General features: G+C 70.4%; 21 protein-coding genes. 8 read left to right on the top strand and 13 right to left on the bottom strand.

Going from position 1 to position 20,374, the window contains the following annotated elements:
• Positions 1 to 116: 116 nt before the first annotated feature.
• The 5 genes from A5659_RS09565 to A5659_RS09550 form a co-directional block, all read right to left on the bottom strand.
• Positions 117 to 713, bottom strand: coding sequence for a TetR family transcriptional regulator (locus A5659_RS09565; RefSeq protein ID WP_066868098.1), 597 nt, complete (start codon positions 711 to 713; stop codon positions 117 to 119).
• Positions 714 to 763: 50 nt separating this feature from the next.
• Positions 764 to 949 (bottom strand): rubredoxin, encoded by a 186-nt coding sequence (locus tag A5659_RS09560; RefSeq protein ID WP_066868080.1) that lies wholly within the window; start codon positions 947 to 949, stop codon positions 764 to 766.
• Positions 946 to 1,119, bottom strand: a complete 174-nt coding sequence (locus tag A5659_RS26900) for a rubredoxin (protein WP_082972038.1) — start codon at positions 1,117 to 1,119, stop codon at positions 946 to 948. Before A5659_RS26900 ends, A5659_RS09560 begins: the two co-directional genes overlap by 4 nt.
• Positions 1,116 to 2,348 carry an alkane 1-monooxygenase gene (locus tag A5659_RS09555; RefSeq protein WP_067138091.1) on the bottom strand — a complete coding sequence of 411 codons (1,233 nt, stop codon included), beginning with the start codon at positions 2,346 to 2,348 and terminating at the stop codon, positions 1,116 to 1,118. The genes A5659_RS26900 and A5659_RS09555 overlap by 4 nt, the downstream gene beginning before the upstream one ends.
• Before the next feature lie 102 nt (positions 2,349 to 2,450).
• On the bottom strand, positions 2,451 to 3,968 hold the full coding sequence (locus A5659_RS09550) for an amino acid permease (RefSeq protein WP_067180666.1): 1,518 nt from the start codon (positions 3,966 to 3,968) through the stop codon (positions 2,451 to 2,453).
• Positions 3,969 to 4,031: 63 nt separating this feature from the next.
• Between A5659_RS09550 and A5659_RS09545 the strand changes: the two genes are divergently transcribed.
• Positions 4,032 to 5,477: an NAD(P)/FAD-dependent oxidoreductase gene (locus A5659_RS09545; RefSeq protein WP_067180663.1), complete on the top strand. Its 1,446-nt coding sequence runs from the start codon at positions 4,032 to 4,034 to the stop codon at positions 5,475 to 5,477.
• Between the two features lie 7 nt (positions 5,478 to 5,484).
• On the opposite strand, the gene manA is transcribed toward A5659_RS09545, so the two are convergent.
• The 4 genes from manA to A5659_RS09525 form a co-directional block, all read right to left on the bottom strand.
• Entirely contained in the window at positions 5,485 to 6,711 is a 1,227-nt protein-coding gene (gene manA, locus A5659_RS09540) for a mannose-6-phosphate isomerase, class I (RefSeq protein ID WP_067180660.1), read from the bottom strand.
• A gap of 8 nt (positions 6,712 to 6,719) precedes the next feature.
• Entirely contained in the window at positions 6,720 to 7,832 is a 1,113-nt protein-coding gene (locus A5659_RS09535) for a TobH protein (RefSeq protein ID WP_067180657.1), read from the bottom strand.
• Positions 7,829 to 9,235 carry a phosphomannomutase/phosphoglucomutase gene (locus tag A5659_RS09530; RefSeq protein WP_067180654.1) on the bottom strand — a complete coding sequence of 469 codons (1,407 nt, stop codon included), beginning with the start codon at positions 9,233 to 9,235 and terminating at the stop codon, positions 7,829 to 7,831. Before A5659_RS09530 ends, A5659_RS09535 begins: the two co-directional genes overlap by 4 nt.
• 63 nt (positions 9,236 to 9,298) lie before the next feature.
• Entirely contained in the window at positions 9,299 to 9,742 is a 444-nt protein-coding gene (locus A5659_RS09525) for a DUF3499 domain-containing protein (RefSeq protein WP_197497961.1), read from the bottom strand.
• A 188-nt stretch (positions 9,743 to 9,930) separates the two neighbouring features.
• Here A5659_RS09525 and A5659_RS09520 point away from each other — a divergent pair, with 188 nt between their 5' ends.
• Positions 9,931 to 10,353: a metallopeptidase family protein gene (locus A5659_RS09520; protein WP_066868494.1), complete on the top strand. Its 423-nt coding sequence runs from the start codon at positions 9,931 to 9,933 to the stop codon at positions 10,351 to 10,353.
• Positions 10,354 to 10,423: 70 nt separating this feature from the next.
• On the opposite strand, the gene A5659_RS09515 is transcribed toward A5659_RS09520, so the two are convergent.
• Positions 10,424 to 10,762 carry a WhiB family transcriptional regulator gene (locus A5659_RS09515; protein WP_066868492.1) on the bottom strand — a complete coding sequence of 113 codons (339 nt, stop codon included), beginning with the start codon at positions 10,760 to 10,762 and terminating at the stop codon, positions 10,424 to 10,426.
• A gap of 390 nt (positions 10,763 to 11,152) precedes the next feature.
• Here A5659_RS09515 and cofD point away from each other — a divergent pair, with 390 nt between their 5' ends.
• From cofD to A5659_RS09495, 4 genes are read left to right on the top strand one after another with little or no spacing between them, the layout of a single operon-like run.
• Positions 11,153 to 12,154, top strand: coding sequence for a 2-phospho-L-lactate transferase (gene cofD / locus A5659_RS09510; RefSeq protein WP_067180652.1), 1,002 nt, complete (start codon positions 11,153 to 11,155; stop codon positions 12,152 to 12,154).
• Entirely contained in the window at positions 12,151 to 13,500 is a 1,350-nt protein-coding gene (locus tag A5659_RS09505; protein ID WP_067180649.1) for a coenzyme F420-0:L-glutamate ligase, read from the top strand. Before cofD ends, A5659_RS09505 begins: the two co-directional genes overlap by 4 nt.
• A gap of 28 nt (positions 13,501 to 13,528) precedes the next feature.
• A complete protein-coding gene (locus A5659_RS09500) occupies positions 13,529 to 15,115 on the top strand; it encodes a class I SAM-dependent methyltransferase (RefSeq protein WP_067180646.1) in 1,587 nt (528 codons plus the stop codon).
• Positions 15,112 to 15,654 carry an NUDIX hydrolase gene (locus A5659_RS09495; protein ID WP_067180643.1) on the top strand — a complete coding sequence of 181 codons (543 nt, stop codon included), beginning with the start codon at positions 15,112 to 15,114 and terminating at the stop codon, positions 15,652 to 15,654. The genes A5659_RS09500 and A5659_RS09495 overlap by 4 nt, the downstream gene beginning before the upstream one ends.
• 59 nt (positions 15,655 to 15,713) lie before the next feature.
• Here A5659_RS09495 and A5659_RS09490 read toward each other — a convergent pair whose 3' ends face one another.
• The 3 genes from A5659_RS09490 to rfbD are packed head-to-tail and all read right to left on the bottom strand — an operon-like array spanning position 15,714 to position 18,604.
• Entirely contained in the window at positions 15,714 to 16,790 is a 1,077-nt protein-coding gene (locus A5659_RS09490) for a sugar phosphate nucleotidyltransferase (protein ID WP_066868502.1), read from the bottom strand.
• A 13-nt stretch (positions 16,791 to 16,803) separates the two neighbouring features.
• Positions 16,804 to 17,727 (bottom strand): glycosyltransferase family 2 protein, encoded by a 924-nt coding sequence (locus A5659_RS09485; RefSeq protein WP_156748942.1) that lies wholly within the window; start codon positions 17,725 to 17,727, stop codon positions 16,804 to 16,806.
• Positions 17,687 to 18,604, bottom strand: a complete 918-nt coding sequence (gene rfbD / locus A5659_RS09480) for a dTDP-4-dehydrorhamnose reductase (protein WP_067180639.1) — start codon at positions 18,602 to 18,604, stop codon at positions 17,687 to 17,689. The genes A5659_RS09485 and rfbD overlap by 41 nt, the downstream gene beginning before the upstream one ends.
• 99 nt (positions 18,605 to 18,703) lie before the next feature.
• Here rfbD and A5659_RS09475 point away from each other — a divergent pair, with 99 nt between their 5' ends.
• Both A5659_RS09475 and A5659_RS09470 read left to right on the top strand, forming a co-directional pair.
• Positions 18,704 to 20,176 (top strand): LCP family protein, encoded by a 1,473-nt coding sequence (locus tag A5659_RS09475; RefSeq protein ID WP_066868482.1) that lies wholly within the window; start codon positions 18,704 to 18,706, stop codon positions 20,174 to 20,176.
• 6 nt (positions 20,177 to 20,182) lie between these two features.
• A partial coding sequence (locus tag A5659_RS09470; RefSeq protein ID WP_255362933.1) for a TIGR03089 family protein occupies positions 20,183 to 20,374 on the top strand: 192 nt, incomplete at its 3' end.

Raw genomic sequence — 20,374 nt, 5'->3', positions numbered from 1 at the left:
TTCCTTTTTCGGCTCGCTCGCCTGTGGCTCGCTCGGATGAAAGCGGTAATTAGCTTAGGTATGTTCTTGCGCCACTGTAGTCGCGGGTCGCCGCGGACCTCGGCGCAGGGAAGGGCTCAGGGGACGTTGACGACGCCGTGCCGCTCGGCGAACGGCGTCATCAACCGGGCCAGATCGGCCGCCACGTCGTGGTCCGCCTCGGGCGGCATCGACACATAGCTCAGCGCCAGCCGCACGATGGCCCGCGCCAGCACGCCGGCGTCCTCGTCGCTGGTGGCCACCCAGCTGTGGGTCAGCGCGTTGGTCAGCCGCTCGGAGGCACGGTTGATGATGGGCGCGCTGTCGGTGGTGATGATCTGCAGCAGGTCGGGTTTGGCCACGCCGGTGAGCAGCGAGATCACCAGCGGGTCGGCCGACAGCTCGGTGAACAGGTCGCGAAAGCCCCGCAGAAACGCCTCATAGATGTTGCCGACGTTGGCTTCCAGCGCGGCGTTGACGGCGTCGACCAGCCGGTCGGCCAGGCGCAGGCCGTACCCCTGCGCCAGGCCTTGGCGCGAGCCGAACTCGTTGTAGATCGTCTGCCGGCTGATGCCCGCGGCGCGGGCGACGTCCGACAGCGTGATGGCCGACCAGTCGCGGGTCAGCAGCAGATCCCGCATCGCGTCGAGCACCGAGTCGCGCAGCAGGGCGCGCGAGGCCTCGGCGTACGGCATCCGCTTCACAGGCGCGACAATAGCGGCTTTGGCCGCCGCGTTGGCGGCGATCACGAACGGGCGATCTCCACCATCTCGAAGTCGGTCTTCGCCGCACCGCAATCCGGGCAGCTCCAGTCCTCGGGGATGTCGTCCCAGCGGGTCCCCGGGGCGATGCCGTCCTCCGGCCAGCCCTTGGCCTCGTCGTACTCGAATCCGCACTGCACGCAGACGAACAGCTTGTAGTCCTCGTTCATCGGTTCACTCCTGATAGTTCGAAATCGACTTTCTCGCGCACCGCACAATCGGGGCAGCACCAGTCCTCGGGGATGTCGGCGAAGGGCGTGCCCGGCCGAAAGCCTTCCCGCGGTTCGCCTTTCGCTTCGTCGTAGACGTAGTCACACCCCGGGCAGCGGTAGGCGGTCATGCGGCGTACTTCGCCAGCAGCTTCTCGCGCAGCCGCGGCGCGATGTTGACGCGGGTGATGTCGCCGTCGTAGTGCGCCAGCACCCGGTGATCCATCACCTTGCGCCACAGCGGCGGGAAGTAGGTGAGCGAGATCATCGACGCGTACCCGCTCGGCAGGTTGGGCGCACCCGCCATGCTGCGCAGCGTCTGGTAGCGCCGGGTCGGGTTGGCGTGGTGGTCGCTGTGCCGCTGTAGGTGATACAGGAACAGGTTGGTCACCACGTGGTCGGAGTTCCAGCTGTGCGCCGGGGTGCACCGCTCGTAGCGACCGCTCGAATTCTTCTGCCGCAGTAGCCCGTAGTGCTCCAAGTAGTTGACCGACTCGAGCAGGCTGAACCCGAAGACGGCCTGGATCACGACGAAGGGGATCAGGCCCGGGCCGAAGACCGCGATCAGCGCGCCCCACAGCACCACCGACATCAGCCACGCATTGAGGACGTCGTTGGACGCGTACGTCTTCGGGTTCCAGGGGCTGGCGCCCTGCCGGCGAATCCGTTGCGCCTCCAACTTCAGCGACGAGCGCAGGCTGCCGATGACGCTGCGTGGCAAGAACTCCCAGAAGGTCTCACCGAAGCGGGCCGACGCGGGGTCCTCCGGGGTGGCGACGCGCACGTGGTGGCCGCGGTTGTGCTCGATGTAGAAGTGGCCGTAGCAGGTCTGCGCCAGGGTGATCTTGGACAGCCAGCGCTCCAGCGAGTCCTTCTTGTGGCCCATCTCGTGCGCGGTGTTGATGCCGACGCCGCCGAGCACGCCGACGGACAGGGCCAGGCCCAGCTTGCCCGCCCAGCTGAGCGCGCCGTCAAAGCCGAGCCAGCCCAGGTCCGAGGCGGTGAACAGGTAGGCGCCCATCACCACGCTGAGGTACTGGAACGGGATGTAGGAGTAGGTGCAGTAGCGGTAGTACTTGTCGTTCTCCAGCCGCTCCATGACCTCGTCGGGCGGGTTCTGCCCGTCGGGACCGAAACGCAGGTCGAGGATCGGCAACACGACCCAGAGCAGGATCGGCCCGATCCACAGCGGCACCTGCGCGGCGGCGTGCCAGCCCAACGTGTTGAGGCCCCAGATGAGCGGCAACATCACGAACAGCGCCGTCGGCGCGATCAGCCCCATCAGCCACAGGCGACGCTTCTTATCCCGCCAGGCGAGCGGGTCGGCTTCCTGTCCCAGCTGCGCTTCGAATGTGGTCATCTGCCAAACCTCCTTGTGAGTCACGCCACGTTAAGGTTGGACAATACCGCTGTTTGCGTCTTCTGTCTAGACAAACACCGCGGTTTTGTAAAGCAGCTGCGGCTAGGGCACCGGGCTGTGCGGATCGACCTCGAGCGAGTCGCTGGGCTCGGCCTCCCCTTCCTCCCGCCGGCCCTGCACCGAGTGCCAGTAGCCATAGCCGGCGTAGATCGCCGTGCCCACCACCAGCCACACCCCGAACCGGACCCAGGTGAGCGCGGTGAGGTTGAGCATCAGCCACAGGCAGGCGGCGATCGACGCGATCGGGAGCAACGGCACCCACGGCGCCTTGAAACCGCGTTCCAGGTCCGGCCGGGTGCGGCGCAGCACGATCACGCCGGCCGAGACCAGCACGAAGGCGAACAGGGTTCCGACGTTCACCATCTCCTCGAGCTTGGTGATCGGAAACACCGACGCGGTCACGGCCACCACCAGCGCGACCAGCACGGTGATCCGCACCGGCGTGCCCCGCGCACCCGTCTTGGCCAGCGACCGGGGCAACAGGCCGTCGCGCGCCATCGCGAACAGGACCCGGCACTGGCCGAGCATCAGCACCATCACCACGGTGGTCAGGCCCGCCAACGCACCGATGGAGATGATCTTGCTCGCCCAGTGGATGCCGTTCGCGGTGAAGGCGGTGGCCAGGTTCGCCTGCCCGCGGCCGCGGACCGTCTTGAGTTCGGTGTAGGACACCATGCCCGACAGCACCACCGCGACGGCGACGTAGAGCAGGGTCACGATGCCCAGCGACGCCAGGATTCCCCGCGGCACGTCGCGCTGCGGGTTCTTGGTCTCCTCGGCCATGGTGGCGACGATGTCGAACCCGATGAACGCGAAGAACACGATGGACGCCCCGGCCAGCACGCCGTACCAGCCGTAGTGGCTGCTGTGCGCGCCGGTCAGCAGCGACAGGACGGACTGGTCGATGCCTTTGGCCTCGCGACCGGCCTCCGGCTTGGGGATGAACGGCGAATAGTTGGCGCGCTTGATGTAGAAGACGCCGACCACCACGACGAAGAGCACCACCGACACCTTGATCGCGGTGACCACCGCGGAAAACCTTGATGACAGTTTGGTGCCCAGCGCGATCAGGGTCGCCACGCCGCCGACGATCACCAGCGCCCCCCAGTCGACCTGGGCCCCGCCGAAGCTGGCCGTGCCGCCGGCGAATCCGAAGACCGTGCCCAGATAGCTCGACCAGCCCTTGGCCACCACGGCGGCGCCGATCGCCAGTTCCAGCACGAGGTTCCAGCCGATGATCCAGGCCAGGAACTCCCCGAAGGTGGCATAGGAGAAGGTGTAGGCGCTACCGGCCACCGGCAACATCGAGGCGAACTCGGCGTAACACAGCGCGGCCAGCGCGCAGGTGCCCGCCGCGATCACGAACGACACCCAGATGGCCGGGCCGGTGATGTCCCCGGTGGTGGACGCGGTGACCGTGAAGATGCCCGCGCCGATCACCACCGCGACGCCGAAGACGACCAGGTCTCGCCAGGTCAGGTCCTTACGCAGCTTGGTGTCCGGCTCGTCGGTGTCGGCGATTGATTGCTCGATCGACTTGGTCCGCCATCGATTGGCCATGCATCAGCCCTTTCCCAACGCTGGGAGCCATTGGTCCGTCACAGTACTGGGTACTCTCCGCCAATGCCGGACAGCACAGCAACGGCCAGGGATCACGCCGTAGTCATCGGCGGGAGCATCGCCGGCCTTTGCGCCGCGCGGGCGCTCGCCGAGGCGTATTCGCGGGTGACGGTGTACGAACGCGACGAATTGCCGGCCGAACCGGCGAACCGGGCGACGGTGCCCCAGGACCGGCACCTGCACATGCTGATGGCGCGCGGGGCCATGGAATTCGAGGACCTGTTCCCCGGACTGCTGGACGACATGGTCGCCGCCGGTGTCCCCAAACTGGAAAACCGGCCCGACTGCATCCACCTGGGCGCCGCGGGCCACGTGCTGGGCACCGGCAGCACGTTGCGCGACGAGTTCACCGCCTACGTGCCCAGCCGCCCGCACCTCGAATGGCAGTTACGCACGCGCGTCCTCGGCATCGACAACGTGACAGTGGCGCGGCGCTCGGTGGCCGAGCCGCGCTTCGACCCGGCGCGACAGCGGGTGACCGGTGTGCTGCTGGATCCCGCCGGCCCGGACGGCGGCGATCAGGAGTTCGTGGCCGCGAACCTGGTCGTCGACGCGGCGGGCCGGGGCACCCGGCTGCCGGTGTGGTTGGAGCAGTGGGGATTCCAGCGTCCCGTCGAGCAAGAGATGAACATCGGCATCCATTACGCCACCCAGCAGTTCCGCATCCCCGACGGGCTGATCGCGGAGAAGGTGGTGGTCGCCGGCGCCTCCCACGACGAGTCCCTGGGCATGGGCATGCTGTGCTACGAGGACGGCACCTGGGTGCTGACCACGTTCGGCGTGGCGAACGCCAAACCGCCCAAGACCTTTCCCGAGATGCTGGAGCTGGCGCACCGGCTGCTTCCGGACCACTTCAACGCCGCCCTGACGCACGCCGAACCGCTGGGCGATCCGGCGTTTCACGCCTTCCCGGCCAGCAAGTGGCGCCGCTACGACAAGCTGGAGCGCCTCCCGGCCGGCATCCTCGCCTTCGGCGACGCGGTGGCCAGCTTCAACCCCACCTTCGGGCAGGGCATGACGATGACGTCGCTGCAGGCCGGTCATCTGCGCCGGGCCCTGCAACTGCCCGACGACCAGGTGGCCGCGGCGCTGAACCGGGCCACCGCCAAGAGCACCTTCCCGGTGTGGACGATGAACGCGATCGGCGACGTCACGTTCCACCACGCCGGCACCAAGGGAACCGTCCCCTGGTGGTGGCGGCCCTCCGGGGCGCTGTTCGACCAATTCCTGGGCGCCGCCGAGACCGATCCCGTGCTGGCGGAATGGTTCCTGCGGCGCTTCTCGCTGCTCGACAGCCTCTATATGGTTCCGCCGCCGCGGATCATCGGCCGTGCCATGGCGCACAATCTGCGGCTCTGGCTGGGCGAGCGGCGTCAGGCCGCCAAAGAGCGCGTGGCGATCGCGAGCGCGGCGCAGCCGGGCGAGGCGGGTCGCCACGATCGGGCCTAGGCCCCCGTCACAACCCCACCGTCGCCCTGAACAACTTGGTGGGTTGGTGCGCGACCAGCCGGATCGGGGCGTCGTCGGCCGCGACCCAGGCGGCCATCCCCCGCTTCAGCGTCAGCGAGCCGGATTTGCCGTGCACCGTCGTGCAGCCCTGGCTGCACAACAGGATCTGCGGGCCGTCATGGCTGCACGTCGCGTCCACCTCGTGGCCGACGTACTCGTCGTCGAGCTGCAACAGGGCGACGGCGAACTCGTCGGTCGGCGTCTCATAGATCAGGCCGAAACCCTCGCGGCGGATGGGCGGGCGCAGCTGCTCCTCGGTGGTGGGCGCGAAGTCCAGCACGCGCAGCAGCTCGGGCACGTCGACGTGCTTGGGGGTCAGCCCGCCGCGTAACACGTTGTCGGAGTTGGCCATCACCTCCACCGCGAAACCGCGCAGGTAGGTGTGCAGGTTGCCGGCGGAGACGAAGATGGCCTCGCCCGGGGCCAGGGTGATGCGGTTCAGCAGCAGCGCCGCCAGCACCCCGGCGTCGCCGGGATAGCGCTCGCCCAGCTCGAGCACGGTCTTGGCCTCGGCGGCGAATTCGGTCGCCCCCGAACTCAGGTACGCGATCGCGCCGTCCAGCACGGCGGTCACCAGCACGTCGATGTCGGGTTGCGGCGCGGTGATCCACGTGGTGAACAGCGCGCGCAGGCCGTCGGCGTCGGACTGGTCGTTGAGCAGGTCGATGTAAGGGTCCAGGTCGGAGACGGCCAGCGCCCGCAACAGCTCGACGGTGCGCGAGGCCTGCCGGAAGCCGGCCAGCGCCTCGAACGGGTGCAGCGCCACCAGCAACTCGGGCTTGTGCGACGTGTCGCGGTAGTTGCGCACCGGTGAGGTCAGCGGAATGCCGACCCGCTCCTCGCGCATGTAGCCCTCGGCCGCCTGGGCGGCGCTGGGATGGGCCTGCAACGACAGCGGCTCGTCGGCGGCCAGCACTTTGACCAAAAACGGCAGCACATCGCCGAAACGGGCCCGCGACGCCGGCCCGAGCTGTCCCTCCGGGTCCTCGACCAGCGCCTCGAGCAACGTGATTTCGCCGTTGTCGGTCTCGAGCCAGGCCGGATCACCCGGGTGCGCCCCAAACCAGAGTTCGGCCTCGGGGTGCGCCGCCGGCACCGGTCGTTCGGTGAACTCGGCGATGGCGGTACGCGAACCCCAGGCGTACGTTCTCAAGGCCCCGCGAAGCAGTTCCACTGTTGTATCTATCCCCGCACCAGTCGCATATAAACCGCGGCCATTTCCAGTCGGACGGCCAATACTGCCAGTTGCTGCTCGGGACTACCGGGGCCCCCCAGCGCCGGCGAAACGCCGTAGCCGGCCGAGCCGCCGGGCCCGTCGGGCACATCCTCGGCGGCGAGCAGGTAGACGTTGTCCAGGCCGGCGGTGCGGGCGGCGACGCCCGGCTGCTCGGCCGCCAGGACGACGGCCAGTATTCGCAACCGCTGCGGCAGCGGTCCGTCGATCTCTTCGTCGTGAAAGAGGGCAGCGTCGGGATCGGTGAAGCCGTCCCCGGAACCAGCCGACGCCGCGGCGTGCAGGGCGACCAGCGCGTCGGCCAGCCCGGTGGCCGGCGTCACCTGGTTGGCGACCCGCAACAGCACCGAGCTGCCGTGCCGGGCCAGCGCCAGCGTCGCGGCGCCATCACCCGCCAGCGCGATCTGGCGCTCGGCGATCCGCGCGGCCAGCAGCTTGGCCGGGTTGGTGAACAGCTCCCGGGCGGCGCTGTTGCGCAGCGCCTCGGCGTCCAGCTCGTCGGCGAGCAAGCCCAGGTCGACGGTCGGTCGCGGGTCCAGGGCGTGCACCACCGCCAGGCCGGCGGCCAGATACCGGCACAGCCCGAACTCGTCGGGAACCCAGAGCCGGGGCGCCAGCACCGCCGCGCCCCCGGCGGTGGCGTCGCGCAGCGGGCCCTCGTACGGCGCCGCCACCACCACCCGGGCGCCGCGGCGCAGACCGGTCGCGGCCGCGGCGGCCAGCGCCGGATCGCCGGGATCGCCGCCCGCGACGATCAGCACGTCGAGCGGGCCCACCCACGGCGGTGCCTCGCCGGCCAACACGAAGGGCTGCGACGCCGCTCCACCCAGCGTCGCGGCCAGCATCGTCCCGGCGCTCTCGGCCGTACCGCGGCCGGCCACCCAGATGACGCTGCGCGGGCGATCGTCGGCGCGCAGCGGGTCCAGCGCGCCCTCGTCGACCGCGGTGGCGATCGCGCGCGCCTGCGCACCCGCCGACGACGCCGCGCGCAGCAGGCCGTCGCGGTCGGCCGCCAGCAGGCCGTCGGTGTCCTCGAGATCGACCGCCCGGGTCGCGTTCACGGCGCGGCCTTCGCGCCCGACCCGTTGGCCGAGGCCGCGCTGATCTCGTTGCTGATCTGGGCGACGACCGCGGCCACGTCCTCGGCCGTGCGCGCCTCCACGTTGAGCCGCAGCAACGGCTCGGTGTTGGAGCTGCGCAGGTTGAACCAGCTGCCGTCGCCGAGGTCGGCCGTCACCCCGTCGACGTGATCGAGGGAGTGAATCCGGGTGCCGAACGACTTGAGCACCGCTTCGGTGCATCGCGCCGCGTCGGCCACCGTGAAGTTGATCTCGCCGGAGGATTCGTAGCGCTGGTAGTCCGCGGTCAGCTCCGACAGCGGGCGGTCCTGCTCGCCGAGGGCGGCGAGCACGTACAGCGCCGCCAGCATCCCGGAGTCGGCGCCCCAGAAGTCGCGGAAGTAGTAGTGCGCCGAATGTTCGCCGCCGAAGATCGCGCCGGTGTCGGCCATCAGCGCCTTGATATAGGAGTGCCCCACCCGGGACCGCAATGGCGTGCCGCCGCGCTCGGCGACCAGTTCGGGCACCGCGCGCGAGGTGATCACGTTGTGAATGATCGTCGCGCCGATCTCGCGGCCCAGCTCGCGGGCGGCCACCAGGCTGGTCACCGTCGACGGCGACACGGGGTTGCCCCGCTCGTCGACCACGAAGCAGCGATCGGCGTCTCCGTCGAACGCCAGCCCGATGTCGGCGCCGGTCTCGCGCACGAAGGCCTGCAAGTCGGTCAGGTTGGCCGGGTCGAGCGGGTTGGCCTCGTGATTGGGGAACGAGCCGTCCAGCTCGAAGTACAACGGCTGCAACGTGATCGAGCCGATCGGGCCCAGGACCGCGGGCGTGGTCAGGCCGGCCATGCCGTTGCCCGCGTCCACGGCCACCCGCAGCGGGCGCAGCCCGGCGGTGTCCACCAGCGACCGCAGGAACTGCCCGTAGTCGGCCAGCACGTCGCGATCGCTGACGGTGCCGGGGTCGCCGTCGTAGCCGTCGACGCCAGCGATCACGTCGTCGGCGATCAGCCGCAGTCCGGTGTCGGCACCGACCGGCTTCGCCCCCGCCCGGCACAGCTTGATGCCGTTGTAGGCCGCCGGGTTGTGGCTCGCGGTGAACATCGCGCCGGGGCAGTCCAGCAGCCCGGAGGCGAAGTAGAGCTGATCGGTGGATGCCAGGCCAATGCGCACCACGTCCAACCCCTGGCGTATCACGCCGTCGGCGAACGCGGCGGCCAGCGCAGGCGAGCTGTCCCGCATGTCGTGGCCGATCACGACCTGTCCGGCGCCCTCGGCGCGCATCAGTTTGGCGAAGGCTGCGCCGAGATCGGTGACCAGCGGCTGGTCGAGCTCTTCGCCGACCAGCCCACGCACGTCGTACGCCTTGACGACACGGTGGACTGTCGCGGCGGGCCGAGACATGCGGGACTCCTGACGACGTGAACTCTTGGCCGTCAGCCTATCGGGCCACGAACCAGAGGCTAGCTAGTCGCTGGGATCGGGCAGAACGCGCAGATGCCCGCGGCGCCGTCCGGACCGGTGCTCGGGCGGTGCGAGCACGCTGCTGCTGGGCGCGGTGGCCTGGGCGCCGCCGTGCTGGATGTGCGCATCGGCGAAGCCGTTCACCGGTGTCACGGCGTACGGCGCGGCGCGATTGCTTCCCTCGCGCACCGCGTCGGCGAGGGCGACAAGGTCGTCCTCATCGGGGTGGGCGGGCTCGGCGAGCAGCGGGCCGGCATGGCGCACCAACTCCCATCCGCGGGGGGCGGTGATCCGGCCGGCGTGGTTGACGCACAAGTCCCAGGAATGCGGTTCCCGCGCGGTCGCCAACGGACCGACGACTGCCGTCGAGTCCGAATAGACGAACGTCAGGGTCGCCACGGCGTAGTGCGGGCACCCGGGCCGGCAACAGCGACGGGGAACGTTCACGAGCGAAAGGCTATCGTGCGCAAACGCCCCCGAAGCGCCGGACACGCGCAACCGACCGGCCCTCGATGTGCAACCGTTACCATCGGCGCGTGGGCGATTCGCGCAGCTCCCCGCGAAGAGATCGGTTTTACGACGGATCGGCGCCGCGCCGAGCCGCGACCCATCGACCCTTCCGCCGCGGGCGCGATATGCGCGGCCCGCTGTTGCCCCCCACCGTGCCGGGCTGGCGCAGCCGCGCCGAGCGGTTCGACATGGCGGTGCTGGAGGCCTACGAACCCATCGAGCGGAGCTGGGCCGACCGGCTGGGCGAACTGGACGTGGCGGTCGACGAGATTCCGCGCATCTCGGCCAAGGATCCCGACAGTGTGCAGTGGCCACCCGAGGTGATCGCCGACGGGCCGATCCCGCTGGCGCGCTTGATCCCGGCCGGCGTCGACATCCGCGGTAACTCCACGCGGGCGCGAATTGTGTTGTTCCGCAAGCCGATTGAACGACGGGCGAAGGACACCGTCGAACTCGGCGACTTGCTGCACGAAATCCTGGTGGCCCAGGTCGCCATCTATCTCGACGTTGAGCCGTCGGTCATCGATCCGACAATCGACGACGAATAACTTTTCCGCTGCGCGTCGCGCGTGGAGCGCTGGAGGCTTAACGCTCAGCGCGCGTTGCAATCAGCGTGCGTCAGATTATGCCGCGCTTGAGGCGGCGGCGCTCGCGTTCGGACAAACCGCCCCAGATGCCGAAGCGCTCGTCGTGCTCGAGGGCGTACTCGAGGCACTCATGACGCACCTCGCACCCCAGGCAGATCTTCTTGGCCTCGCGGGTGGAACCACCCTTTTCGGGGAAGAAGGCCTCGGGGTCGGTCTGGGCGCACAGCGCCCGGTCCTGCCACTGATCGGCGGCCGGCTCGGGCATGGGCTCGGGCTCGAAAGCGATTGGGGCATCAGGGACCACGGTCAAATGGGGCCGAGCGGGGCGGTCCAGTGCCGGGTCGATGTCAGTGTGCGGCGTGCTCGCCATGGCGCCTCGAAAAGTTTCGTAAGACATACGGTCGTCCGCCTCCTCAGCTTGATTGGAGAGAGAGTGATTGGTTTCCCACTGTTCTGATGTACAGACAATTCGAACAAGTGATCGAATCTCGGTCTGCGACACCGGAGTCGGCCGGCCAACCGGGAAATGACACTGTTGTGATTAGACACGGGTTGATCTGCCGGGTCAAGCACTTCGGCGCATTTCCATACCATCTCGTGATCGAATTTCGGCGTTTCTGTTGTCTTGCGCCTTCGGCGTGTCGATCACACAGCCCTCAACTTTCCCACACGTTGCCCACAAGCGCTGGGGAACCGCAACTTTGAGGCAGCCCCGACGGGCCCGCCACGGCACGCTCGCCGGACAGTACTGTCGTGCAATGTGAAGGTCACCGTTCTGGTCGGTGGGGTTGGCGGCGCCCGCTTCCTGCTGGGGGTTCAACAGCTGTTTGGGCTCGGTCAGTTTCAAACGCAACGGCGTCCGGACACGGAACCCGGCAGTCACGAGCTGACGGCGATCGTCAACATTGGCGATGACGCCTGGATCCACGGACTGCGGGTCTGCCCCGATTTGGACACCTGCATGTACACCTTAGGTGGAGGTGTAGATCCGGAGCGAGGGTGGGGTCACCGCGACGAAACCTGGCACGCCAAAGAGGAATTGGCGCGCTACGGGGTGCAGCCGGACTGGTTCGGACTCGGCGATCGGGACCTGGGCACCCACCTGGTGCGCACCCAGATGCTCAATGCCGGCTATCCCCTCTCGCGGATCACCACCGCGCTGTGCGACCGCTGGCAGCCCGGCGCGCGGCTGCTGCCCGCCAGTGACGACCGCTGCGAGACCCACGTGGTGATAACCGATCCCGACGACGGCAGCCGGCGGGCCATCCACTTCCAGGAGTGGTGGGTGCGCTACCGGGCCCAGGTGCCCACCCACAGCTTCGCGTTCGTCGGCGCCGAAAAGGCGACCGCCACAACCGATGCCACGGCGGCCATCGCGGACGCCGACGTCATCCTGCTGGCGCCGTCCAACCCGGTGGTGAGCGTCGGCGCCATCCTGGCGGTGCCCGGCATCCGCGGCGCGTTGCGCGCGGCGCGCGCCCCGATCGTCGGCTACTCGCCGATCATCGGTGGAAAGCCGTTGCGCGGCATGGCCGATGCCTGCCTGTCGGTGATCGGGGTCGAGTCCACCGCCGAGGCGGTCGGCCGCCACTACGGCGCCCGGCGCGACACCGGCATCCTGGACGGCTGGCTGGTGAGCGAGGACGATCGCGCCGACATCGACGGCGTGGCGATGCGCTCGGTGCCGCTGGTGATGACCGATCCCAAGGCGACCGCCGAGATGGTCCGCGCCGGACTGGACCTGGCGGGGGTGAGCCCGTGACGCGCGCCGGCGAGCACGGCGCCGCCGCCGCGATCGAAATCCTGCCCGTGGCCGGGCTGCCCGAATTCCGGCCCGGCGACGATCTGGGCGCGGCGCTGGCCGCCGTCGCGCCGTGGCTGCGCGACGGCGACGTCGTGGTGGTCACCAGCAAGGTGGTGTCCAAGTGCGAGGGCCGGCTGGTGCCGGCGCCGCGCGATCCCGAGGAGCGCGACCGACTGCGGCGCAAGCTGGTCGACGACGAGGCCGTCCGGGTGCTGGCCCGCAAGGGCCGGACCCTGATCACCGAGAACCGGATCGGCCTGGTGCAGGCCGCCGCGGGCGTGGACGGGTCCAACGTCGGGCGCGACGAACTGGCGCTGCTGCCGGTCGACCCCGACGGCAGCGCCGCGGCGCTGCGCGCGGCGCTGCGCGAGCGGCTGGGGGTCGAGGTCGCCGTCGTCATCACCGACACGATGGGGCGCGCCTGGCGCAACGGCCAGACCGACGCGGCGGTGGGCGCGGCGGGTCTGGCTGTGCTGCACGGCTATTCGGGGGCCGTCGACCAGCACGGCAACGAGCTGCTGGTCACCGAGGTGGCGATCGCCGACGAGATCGCCGCGGCCGCCGACCTGGTCAAGGGCAAGCTGACCGCGATGCCGGTCGCGGTGGTGCGCGGGCTGTCCGTGACCGACGACGGGTCGACGGCGCGGCGGCTGTTGCGGCCGGGCACCGAGGACCTGTTCTGGCTCGGCACCGCCGAGGCCCTCGACATGGGCCGGCGCGAGGCGCAGCTGCTGCGCCGGTCGGTGCGCCGGTTCAGCGCCGAGCCGGTGCCCGCCGACCTGCTGGAGGCCGCCGTCGCCGAGGCGCTGACCGCGCCGGCGCCCCACCACACCCGCCCGGTGCGGTTCGTCTGGCTGCGGACCCCGGCCACCCGGACCCGGCTGCTGGACCGCATGAAGGACAAGTGGCGCGCCGACCTCGCCGGTGACGGCCGGCCCGCCGACTCGATCGACCGCCGGGTGGCGCGCGGCCAGATCCTCTACGACGCGCCCGAGGTCGTCATCCCGTTCCTGGTGCCCGACGGCGCCCACTCCTACCCCGACGCCGCGCGCACCGACGCCGAGCACACCATGTTCACCGTGGCGGTCGGTGCGGCCGTGCAGGCCCTGCTGGTCGCGCTGGCGGTGCGCGGGGTGGGCAGCTGCTGGATCGGCTCGACGATCTTCGCCGCCGACCTGGTGCGCGCCGAGCTCGACCTGCCCGCCGACTGGGAGCCGTTGGGCGCCATCGCCATCGGCTACGCCGCCGAACCGGCCGGGCCGCGCGATCCGGCGGACACCGGTGATCTGCTGATCCGCAAGTGATGCCGGATTTTCGAAAGATACTGAGCCCATGACGTTCGCGGGCAAGGCGGCGGCCACGGCCGACAAGCTCCGCGGCGGCTACTACACCCCCGCGCCGGTGGCCCGCTTCCTGGCCGGCTGGGTCCGCGAGGCCGGGCCCAGGATCGTCGAGCCCTCCTGCGGTGACGGCGCCATCCTGCGCGAGCTGGCCGGCCTGAGCGACGAGGTCCGCGGTGTGGAGCTGATCGCGGGCGAGGCGGCCAAGTCGCGCCGGTTCGCGCCCGTCGACAACGCGAGCCTGTTCGGCTGGCTTGCCACCGCCGAACCCGGCGGCTGGGACGGCGTCGCCGGCAACCCGCCCTACATCCGGTTCGGCAACTGGCCCGCGCCGCAGCGCGATCCGGCGCTGGAGGTGATGCGGCGCGAGGGCCTGCGCCCCACCCGGCTGACCAACGCCTGGGTTCCGTTCGTGGTGGCGAGCACCGTGCTGGTGCGCGACGGCGGACGGGTGGGTCTGGTGCTGCCGGCCGAGCTGCTCCAGGTCACCTACGCCGCACAGTTGCGCGAGTTCCTGCTGAGCCGATTCCGCGAGATCACCCTGCTGACCTTCGAGCGCCTGGTGTTCGACGGCATCCTGCAGGAGGTCGTGCTGTTCTGCGGCGTGGTGGGCCCCGGCCCCGCCCGCATCCGCACCGTGCACCTGCGAGACGCCGAGGCGCTGGCGCGCGCGGACCTGGACGCCGAATGGGCGCCCGCGCTGCTGCACGAAAACGAGAAGTGGACCAAGTACTTTCTGGACCCCGCCGCGATCGGGCTGCTGCGCGAGCTCAAGGGTTCCGGCGCCCTGTCGAAGCTCGGCTCGTTCGCCGAGGTGGACGTCGGCATCGTGACCGGGCGCAACGCCTTCTTCACGTTCACCGACGCCCGGGCCGGGGAGCTGGGGTTGCGGCCGCACTGCGTCCCGCTCGTTTCGCGCAGCGCCCAGCTGTCCGGGCTGATCTACGACACCGATTGCCGGACAAGCGATGTCGCCGCCGGGCACCGCAGCTGGCTGCTCAACGCGCCGCCCGAGCCGGCCGACGCCGCGCTGAGCGCCCACATCCGCGCCGGTGAGGCCGCCGGGGTGCACCGCGGCTACAAGTGCTCGATCCGCAAGCCCTGGTGGCGCACGCCGTCGCCGTGGCAGCCCGACCTGTTCCTGCTGCGCCAGATTCACCGGGCGCCGCGGCTGACCGTCAACGCCGCGGCGGCCACGAGCACCGATACCGTGCACCGGGTGCGCCTGACCGCCGGCTCCGATGTCCCCGTCGATCCGGCCGCGCTGGCCGCGGTGTTCCACAACAGCGCGACGTTCGCGTTCGCCGAGATCCTGGGCCGCAGCTATGGCGGGGGCGTTTTGGAGCTCGAGCCCCGCGAGGCCGAGCAGCTGCCCATTCCGCCGCCGGCGCTCGCCGATGCCGGGCTGGCCTGCGACGTGGACCTGTTGCTGAAGGCCAACGAGATCGACAAGGCGCTCGACGTCGTCGACCGGCGCGTGCTGATCGACGGTCTGGGCCTGCCGGCCGAGGTGGTGGCCGGCTGCCGTGCGGCGTGGGCGTCGCTGCGGGACAGGCGCAATCGGCGGGGGTCGCGATGAGCGTCCGGGAGTCGGCGATCGCGATGCTGTCCGGCTGGGATCCCCCGGACGCGGCCCAGGATTCGGTGCGGCACGCCGTGCTGGCCTTCGTGCACGCCCGCAGCGATGCCTGCCGCCGCGAGTGCGTGCCCGGCCACGTCACCGCGTCGGCGCTGGTGCTCGACCACTCCGGCGATTGGGTGCTGCTGACCCTGCATCGCCGCCTGGGCCGGTGGGTGCAGCTGGGTGGTCACTGCGACGACGGCGACGCCGACATCGTCGCCGCGGCGCTGCGCGAGGCCACCGAGGAGTCCGGTATCGACGGGCTGCGGATGCCACCGCGGCTGGCCGCGGTGCACGTGCATCCAGTGGTCTGCTCGCTGGGGGTGCCGACCCGCCATCTGGATCTGCAATTCGTCGCGCACGCGCCGGCGGGGGCGCGGATCGCGATCAGCGACGAGTCCGACGATCTGAGGTGGTGGCCCGTCGACGCCCTACCGGACGGAACGGATTACGCGCTGGCGTATTTGGTCGAGCGGGCCCAGGCCCGCCGAGTGTGAAGTTAACTTCACGCTGGCCGCCGAGTGTGAAGTTAGTTTCACATTCAGCAGATTCAGCCCTAGACGTCGGACGAGTAGCGGATCCCGCCGTCGGGAATCGAGACACCCGGCCACACCCGGGCGCCGCGCAACAGCTCGCAGCGCGCCCCGATGTCGGCGCCGTCGCCGATCACCCCGTCGCGGATCAGCGCCCGGGGGCCGATGCGGGCGCCGAAGCCGATGATCGAGCGCTCGATCACGCTGCCCGCCTCGACCTTGACGCCGTCGAAGATCACCGCGCCGTCCAGCCGCACGCCGGGGCCGATCTCGGCGCCGCGCCCGACGACCGTCCCGCCGACCAGCACCGCGCCCGGCGACACCGCCGCGCCGTCGTGCACCAACTGCTCGCCGCGGTGGCCGTGCAGGGCCGGCGAGGGCGCGATGCCGCGCACCAAATCGGCCGAGCCGCGGACGAAGTCCTCCGGGGTGCCCATGTCGCGCCAGTAGCTGGCGTCGACGTAGCCGCAGACCTTGACGTCGGGATCCGACAGCAGCGCGGGAAACACCTCGCGTTCCACCGACACCTCACGGCCGCGTGGGATCCGGTCGATCACCGCGCGCGAGAAGACGTAGCAGCCGGCGTTGATCTGGTCGGTCGGCGGATCCTGGGTCTTCTCCAGGAACGCGGTCACCCGGCCCTCCTCGGTGGTCACGCAGCCGAACGCCCGCGGGTCGCCGACGCGGACCAGGTGCAGGGTGACGTCGGATTCCTGCGCGGAGTGGAAGTCGAGCATCTGACCCAGGTCGGCCCCGGAGAGCACGTCGCCGTTGAACACCATTACCGTGTCGTGCCGCAGATGCCCTGCGACGTTGGCGATTCCGCCGCCGGTGCCCAGCGGCCGCTCCTCGGTGACGTACTCGATCTGCAGGCCCAGCTTGGAGCCGTCGCCGAACTCCGCCTCGAACACCGCCGCCTGATACGACGTGCTGAGGATGACGTGCTCGATGCCCGCCGCGGCGACCCGCGACAGCAGATGGGTCAGGAACGGCAATCCGGCGGTGGGCAGCATCGGCTTGGGCGCCGACAACGTCAGCGGCCGCAGCCGGGTGCCCTTGCCCCCGACCAGGATCACCACATCGACTTGCGGACCCCCCACCAGATCAGCCACCTCAGTGTCGCCCTTCTAGGAGTTTCTGCCGCCCGGCCGCGCGCAGCGCGCTGCGCACCATCAGGCGCGACCGCACCGCCAGCGAGGCGCGCAGCGTCCAGCGCAGCGGGGCGCGCAACCGGCCGGAATGCCGGTCGGCGAGAAAGAGATACGTGCTCTTGTGGTGCGCGGCCAGGTGGTTGGCCGGGTCCCCGCCGGTGGAGTGGCCCTTGTGGTGCAGCACCTCGGCCGACGGCACGTAGACGGAAAGCCAGCCGGCCTTGCCCAGCCGGTCGCCCAGGTCGACGTCCTCCATGTACATGAAGTAGCGCTCGTCGAACCCGCCGATCTGGCCGAACGCCGACCGGCGCACCAGCAGGCACGAGCCCGACAGCCAGCCCACCGGCCGCTCGCTGGGCTCGAGGCGCTCCTGGCGGTAGGCCGCCGACCACGGATTGCTCTTCCAGAACGGCCCGACGACGGCGTGCATGCCGCCGCGGATCAGGCTGGGCAGGTGGCGCGCCGACGGGTACACCGACCCGTCGGGATCGCGGACCAGCGGCCCCAGCGCTCCGGCGCGCGGCCAGCGCGCCGCGGCGTCGAGCAGCGCGTCGATGCTACCCGGTCCCCACTGCACGTCGGGGTTGGCGACGATCACCCAGTCGCCGTCGCGGTCCAGTTGCGCGACGGCCCGATTGATCGCTGTGCCGTAGCCGAGGTTGGCGCCGGTGTGGAACAGCCGCACGTTGGGGTAGCGATCGACGGCCGCCTGCGGGGTGCCGTCGGTGGAGCCGTTGTCGGCCAGCAGCACGCACACCTCGCGCTCGGTGGCCAGCGACAGCGAGGCCAGGAAGCGCTCCAAGTGTGGGCCCGGTGAGTAGGTCACCGTCACGACCGGCAGGACGTCAGTCACGCGTAGAGGGTACCGGCCGCTCGGCCCCGCCATCGCCATCCGTGCCTGCGCGGGCGGCGGCCAGCGCCGCGGCAAGCGCGGGGCGCCAGGGCCGCAGCGGCCGCAGGCCCGCCGCGACGGACTGGCCGCTGCCCAGCGCGGTGTAAGGGGGCCGGGGGGCCGGCCGCGGGAACTGTGCGGTGGAGACCGGTCGCACCCGCGCCGGGTCGGCGCCGCATTCCTCGAAAACCGCGCGGGCCTGCTCGAACCGCGAGCAGGCGCCCTCGTTGGCGGCGTGCAGGATCGGGCCCGGCACGCGGTCGTCGACGATCTGCAACAGCGCGGCGGCCAGGTCGCCGACGTAGGTCGGCGAGCCGGTCTGGTCGTCGACCACGTTTACCGGGCCGTCGCCGGCGGCCAGGCGGCGCATCACCGCGACGAAGTCCTTTCCGGTGCCGCCGGTGTAGACCCAGGCGGTGCGGACGACGACCGCCTCGGGCAGCGCCGCGAGCACGGCCCGCTCCCCCGCCAGCTTGCTGCGGGCATACACGCCCTGCGGCGCGGTCCGATCGGTGGGCTCGTACGGCCGGGGCGCGGCGCCGCCGAAATCCCCGTTGAACACGTAGTCGGTGGAGACGTGGATCAGCCGGGCGCCGGCCTTCGCGCAGGCCGCGGCGATGTGGCCGGGGCCGGTCTCGTTGACCGCGAACGCGCCGGCCTCGTCGCTCTCGGCGCCGTCGACGTCGGTGTAGGCCGCGCAGTTGATGACGACGTCGCCGCGCTGCACGATCCGTTGCGCGGCGGCGGGATCGGTGATGTCCCACTGCGACGACGTCAGCGCCAGCGCGTCGCGGCCCTGAGTCGCCGCCAACGAGGTCAAATAGCCGCCCAGCTGCCCACCGGCGCCGGCGATCACGATCCTGGCTGACATGGTTTTCAGTTTGGCATGGCCCGAAACGCCGGGACGAAGGCCGGGGCGCGCGGGCGCCGGCTACCCGTGAAGCTCCTGTGTCGCAAGTAATGTAGTGGGATGCCTGTGCAACGTGTGGTTCGTGTGATTGCCACCGCGCTGACGCTCGCGGTCGTCCTCGGCACCGGGATCGCGTGGACCAATGTGCGGTCCTTCGAAGACGGCATCTTTCACATGTCCGCGCCCTCGCTGGGCAAGGGCGGCGACGACGGCGCGATCGACATCCTGCTGGTCGGCCTCGACAGCCGTACCGACGCGCACGGCAACCCGTTGACCCAGGAGGAGCTGGACACGCTCAAGGCCGGCGACGAGGAAGCCACCAACACCGACACGATCATCCTGATCCGCATCCCTAACAACGGGAAGTCGGCCACCGCGATCTCGATCCCGCGCGACTCCTACGTCGCCGCCCCGGGCCTGGGCAAGACCAAGATCAACGGCGTCTACGGCCAGACCCGGGAGGCCAAGCGCGCCGCGCTGGTCAGGGCCGGCGACTCCGCCGCCGACGCGGCCGCCCAGGGCACCGAGGCCGGCCGCGAGGCGCTGATCAAGACCGTCGCCGACCTCACCGGCGTCACCGTCGACCACTACGCCGAGATCGGCCTGCTGGGCTTCTCGCTGATCACCGACGCCCTCGGCGGCGTCGACGTCTGCCTCAAAGAGCCGGTGTTCGAACCGCTTTCGGGCGCCGACTTCCCCGCCGGCCCGCAACGACTCAGCGGCCCCGAAGCGCTCAGCTTCGTGCGTCAGCGCCACGAGCTGCCGCGCGGCGACCTGGACCGGGTGGTGCGCCAGCAGGTGGTGATGGCCTCGCTGGCCCACCGGGTCATCTCCGGGCAGACGCTGTCCAGCCCCAGCACGGTCAAGCGGCTGGAGGCCGCCGTCCAGCGCTCGGTGGTGATCTCCGCCGGTTGGGACGTCATGGATTTCGTGCAGCAGATGCAGAAGCTGGCCGGTGGCAACGTCGCATTCGCCACCATCCCGGTGCTCGACGGCGCCGGCTGGAGCGACGACGGCATGCAGAGCGTGGTGCGGCTGGACCCGCATCAGGTCGCCGACTGGGTCGGCGGCCTGCTGCACGAGCAGGAACAGGGCAAGACCGAGGAGATCGCCTACACCCCGGCCAAGACCACCGCCAGCGTCGTCAATGACACCGACATCAACGGCTTGGCCGCGGCGGTGTCCGACGTGTTGAGCGCCAAGGGTTTTGCACCCGGAACGGTCGGCAACAACGACGGCGGGCACGTCAAGACCAGCCAGGTGCGCGCCGCCAAGAGCGACGACCTGGGAGCCAAGGAGATCTCCAAGGAACTGGGTGGGCTGCCGGTGGTCGCCGACACCTCGCTGGCGCCGGGCGCGGTACGGGTGGTGCTGGCCAACGACTACAGCGGTCCGGGCTCGGGCCTGTCCGGCGACGCGACGATCATGCCCGCCAAGGTGTCGACCGCCGGTGCGGTGACGACCGACGCAGGAGTTCCGGCGCCATCGCCGATCCTGACCGCCGGCTCCGACAAGCCCGAGTGCATAAACTGACGACCTGTGCCGCAATCGATCACGCTGAGCGGGGCCATCCTCGATCCGCTGCTGCGGGCCGATCCGGTGGGACCGCGCATCACCTACTACGACGACGCCACCGGCGAGCGCATCGAACTGTCCGGCGTGACGCTGGCCAACTGGGCCGCCAAGACGGCCAACCTGCTGCGCGACGAGCTGGGCGCCGGGCCGGCCAGC

The organism is Mycobacterium sp. 1165196.3, assembly GCF_001673415.1.
GTDB classification, from domain to species: domain Bacteria; phylum Actinomycetota; class Actinomycetes; order Mycobacteriales; family Mycobacteriaceae; genus Mycobacterium; species Mycobacterium europaeum_A.
Note: the sequence above shows the minus strand (reverse complement) of the source record. Positions and strands in the feature narration are given on the sequence as shown.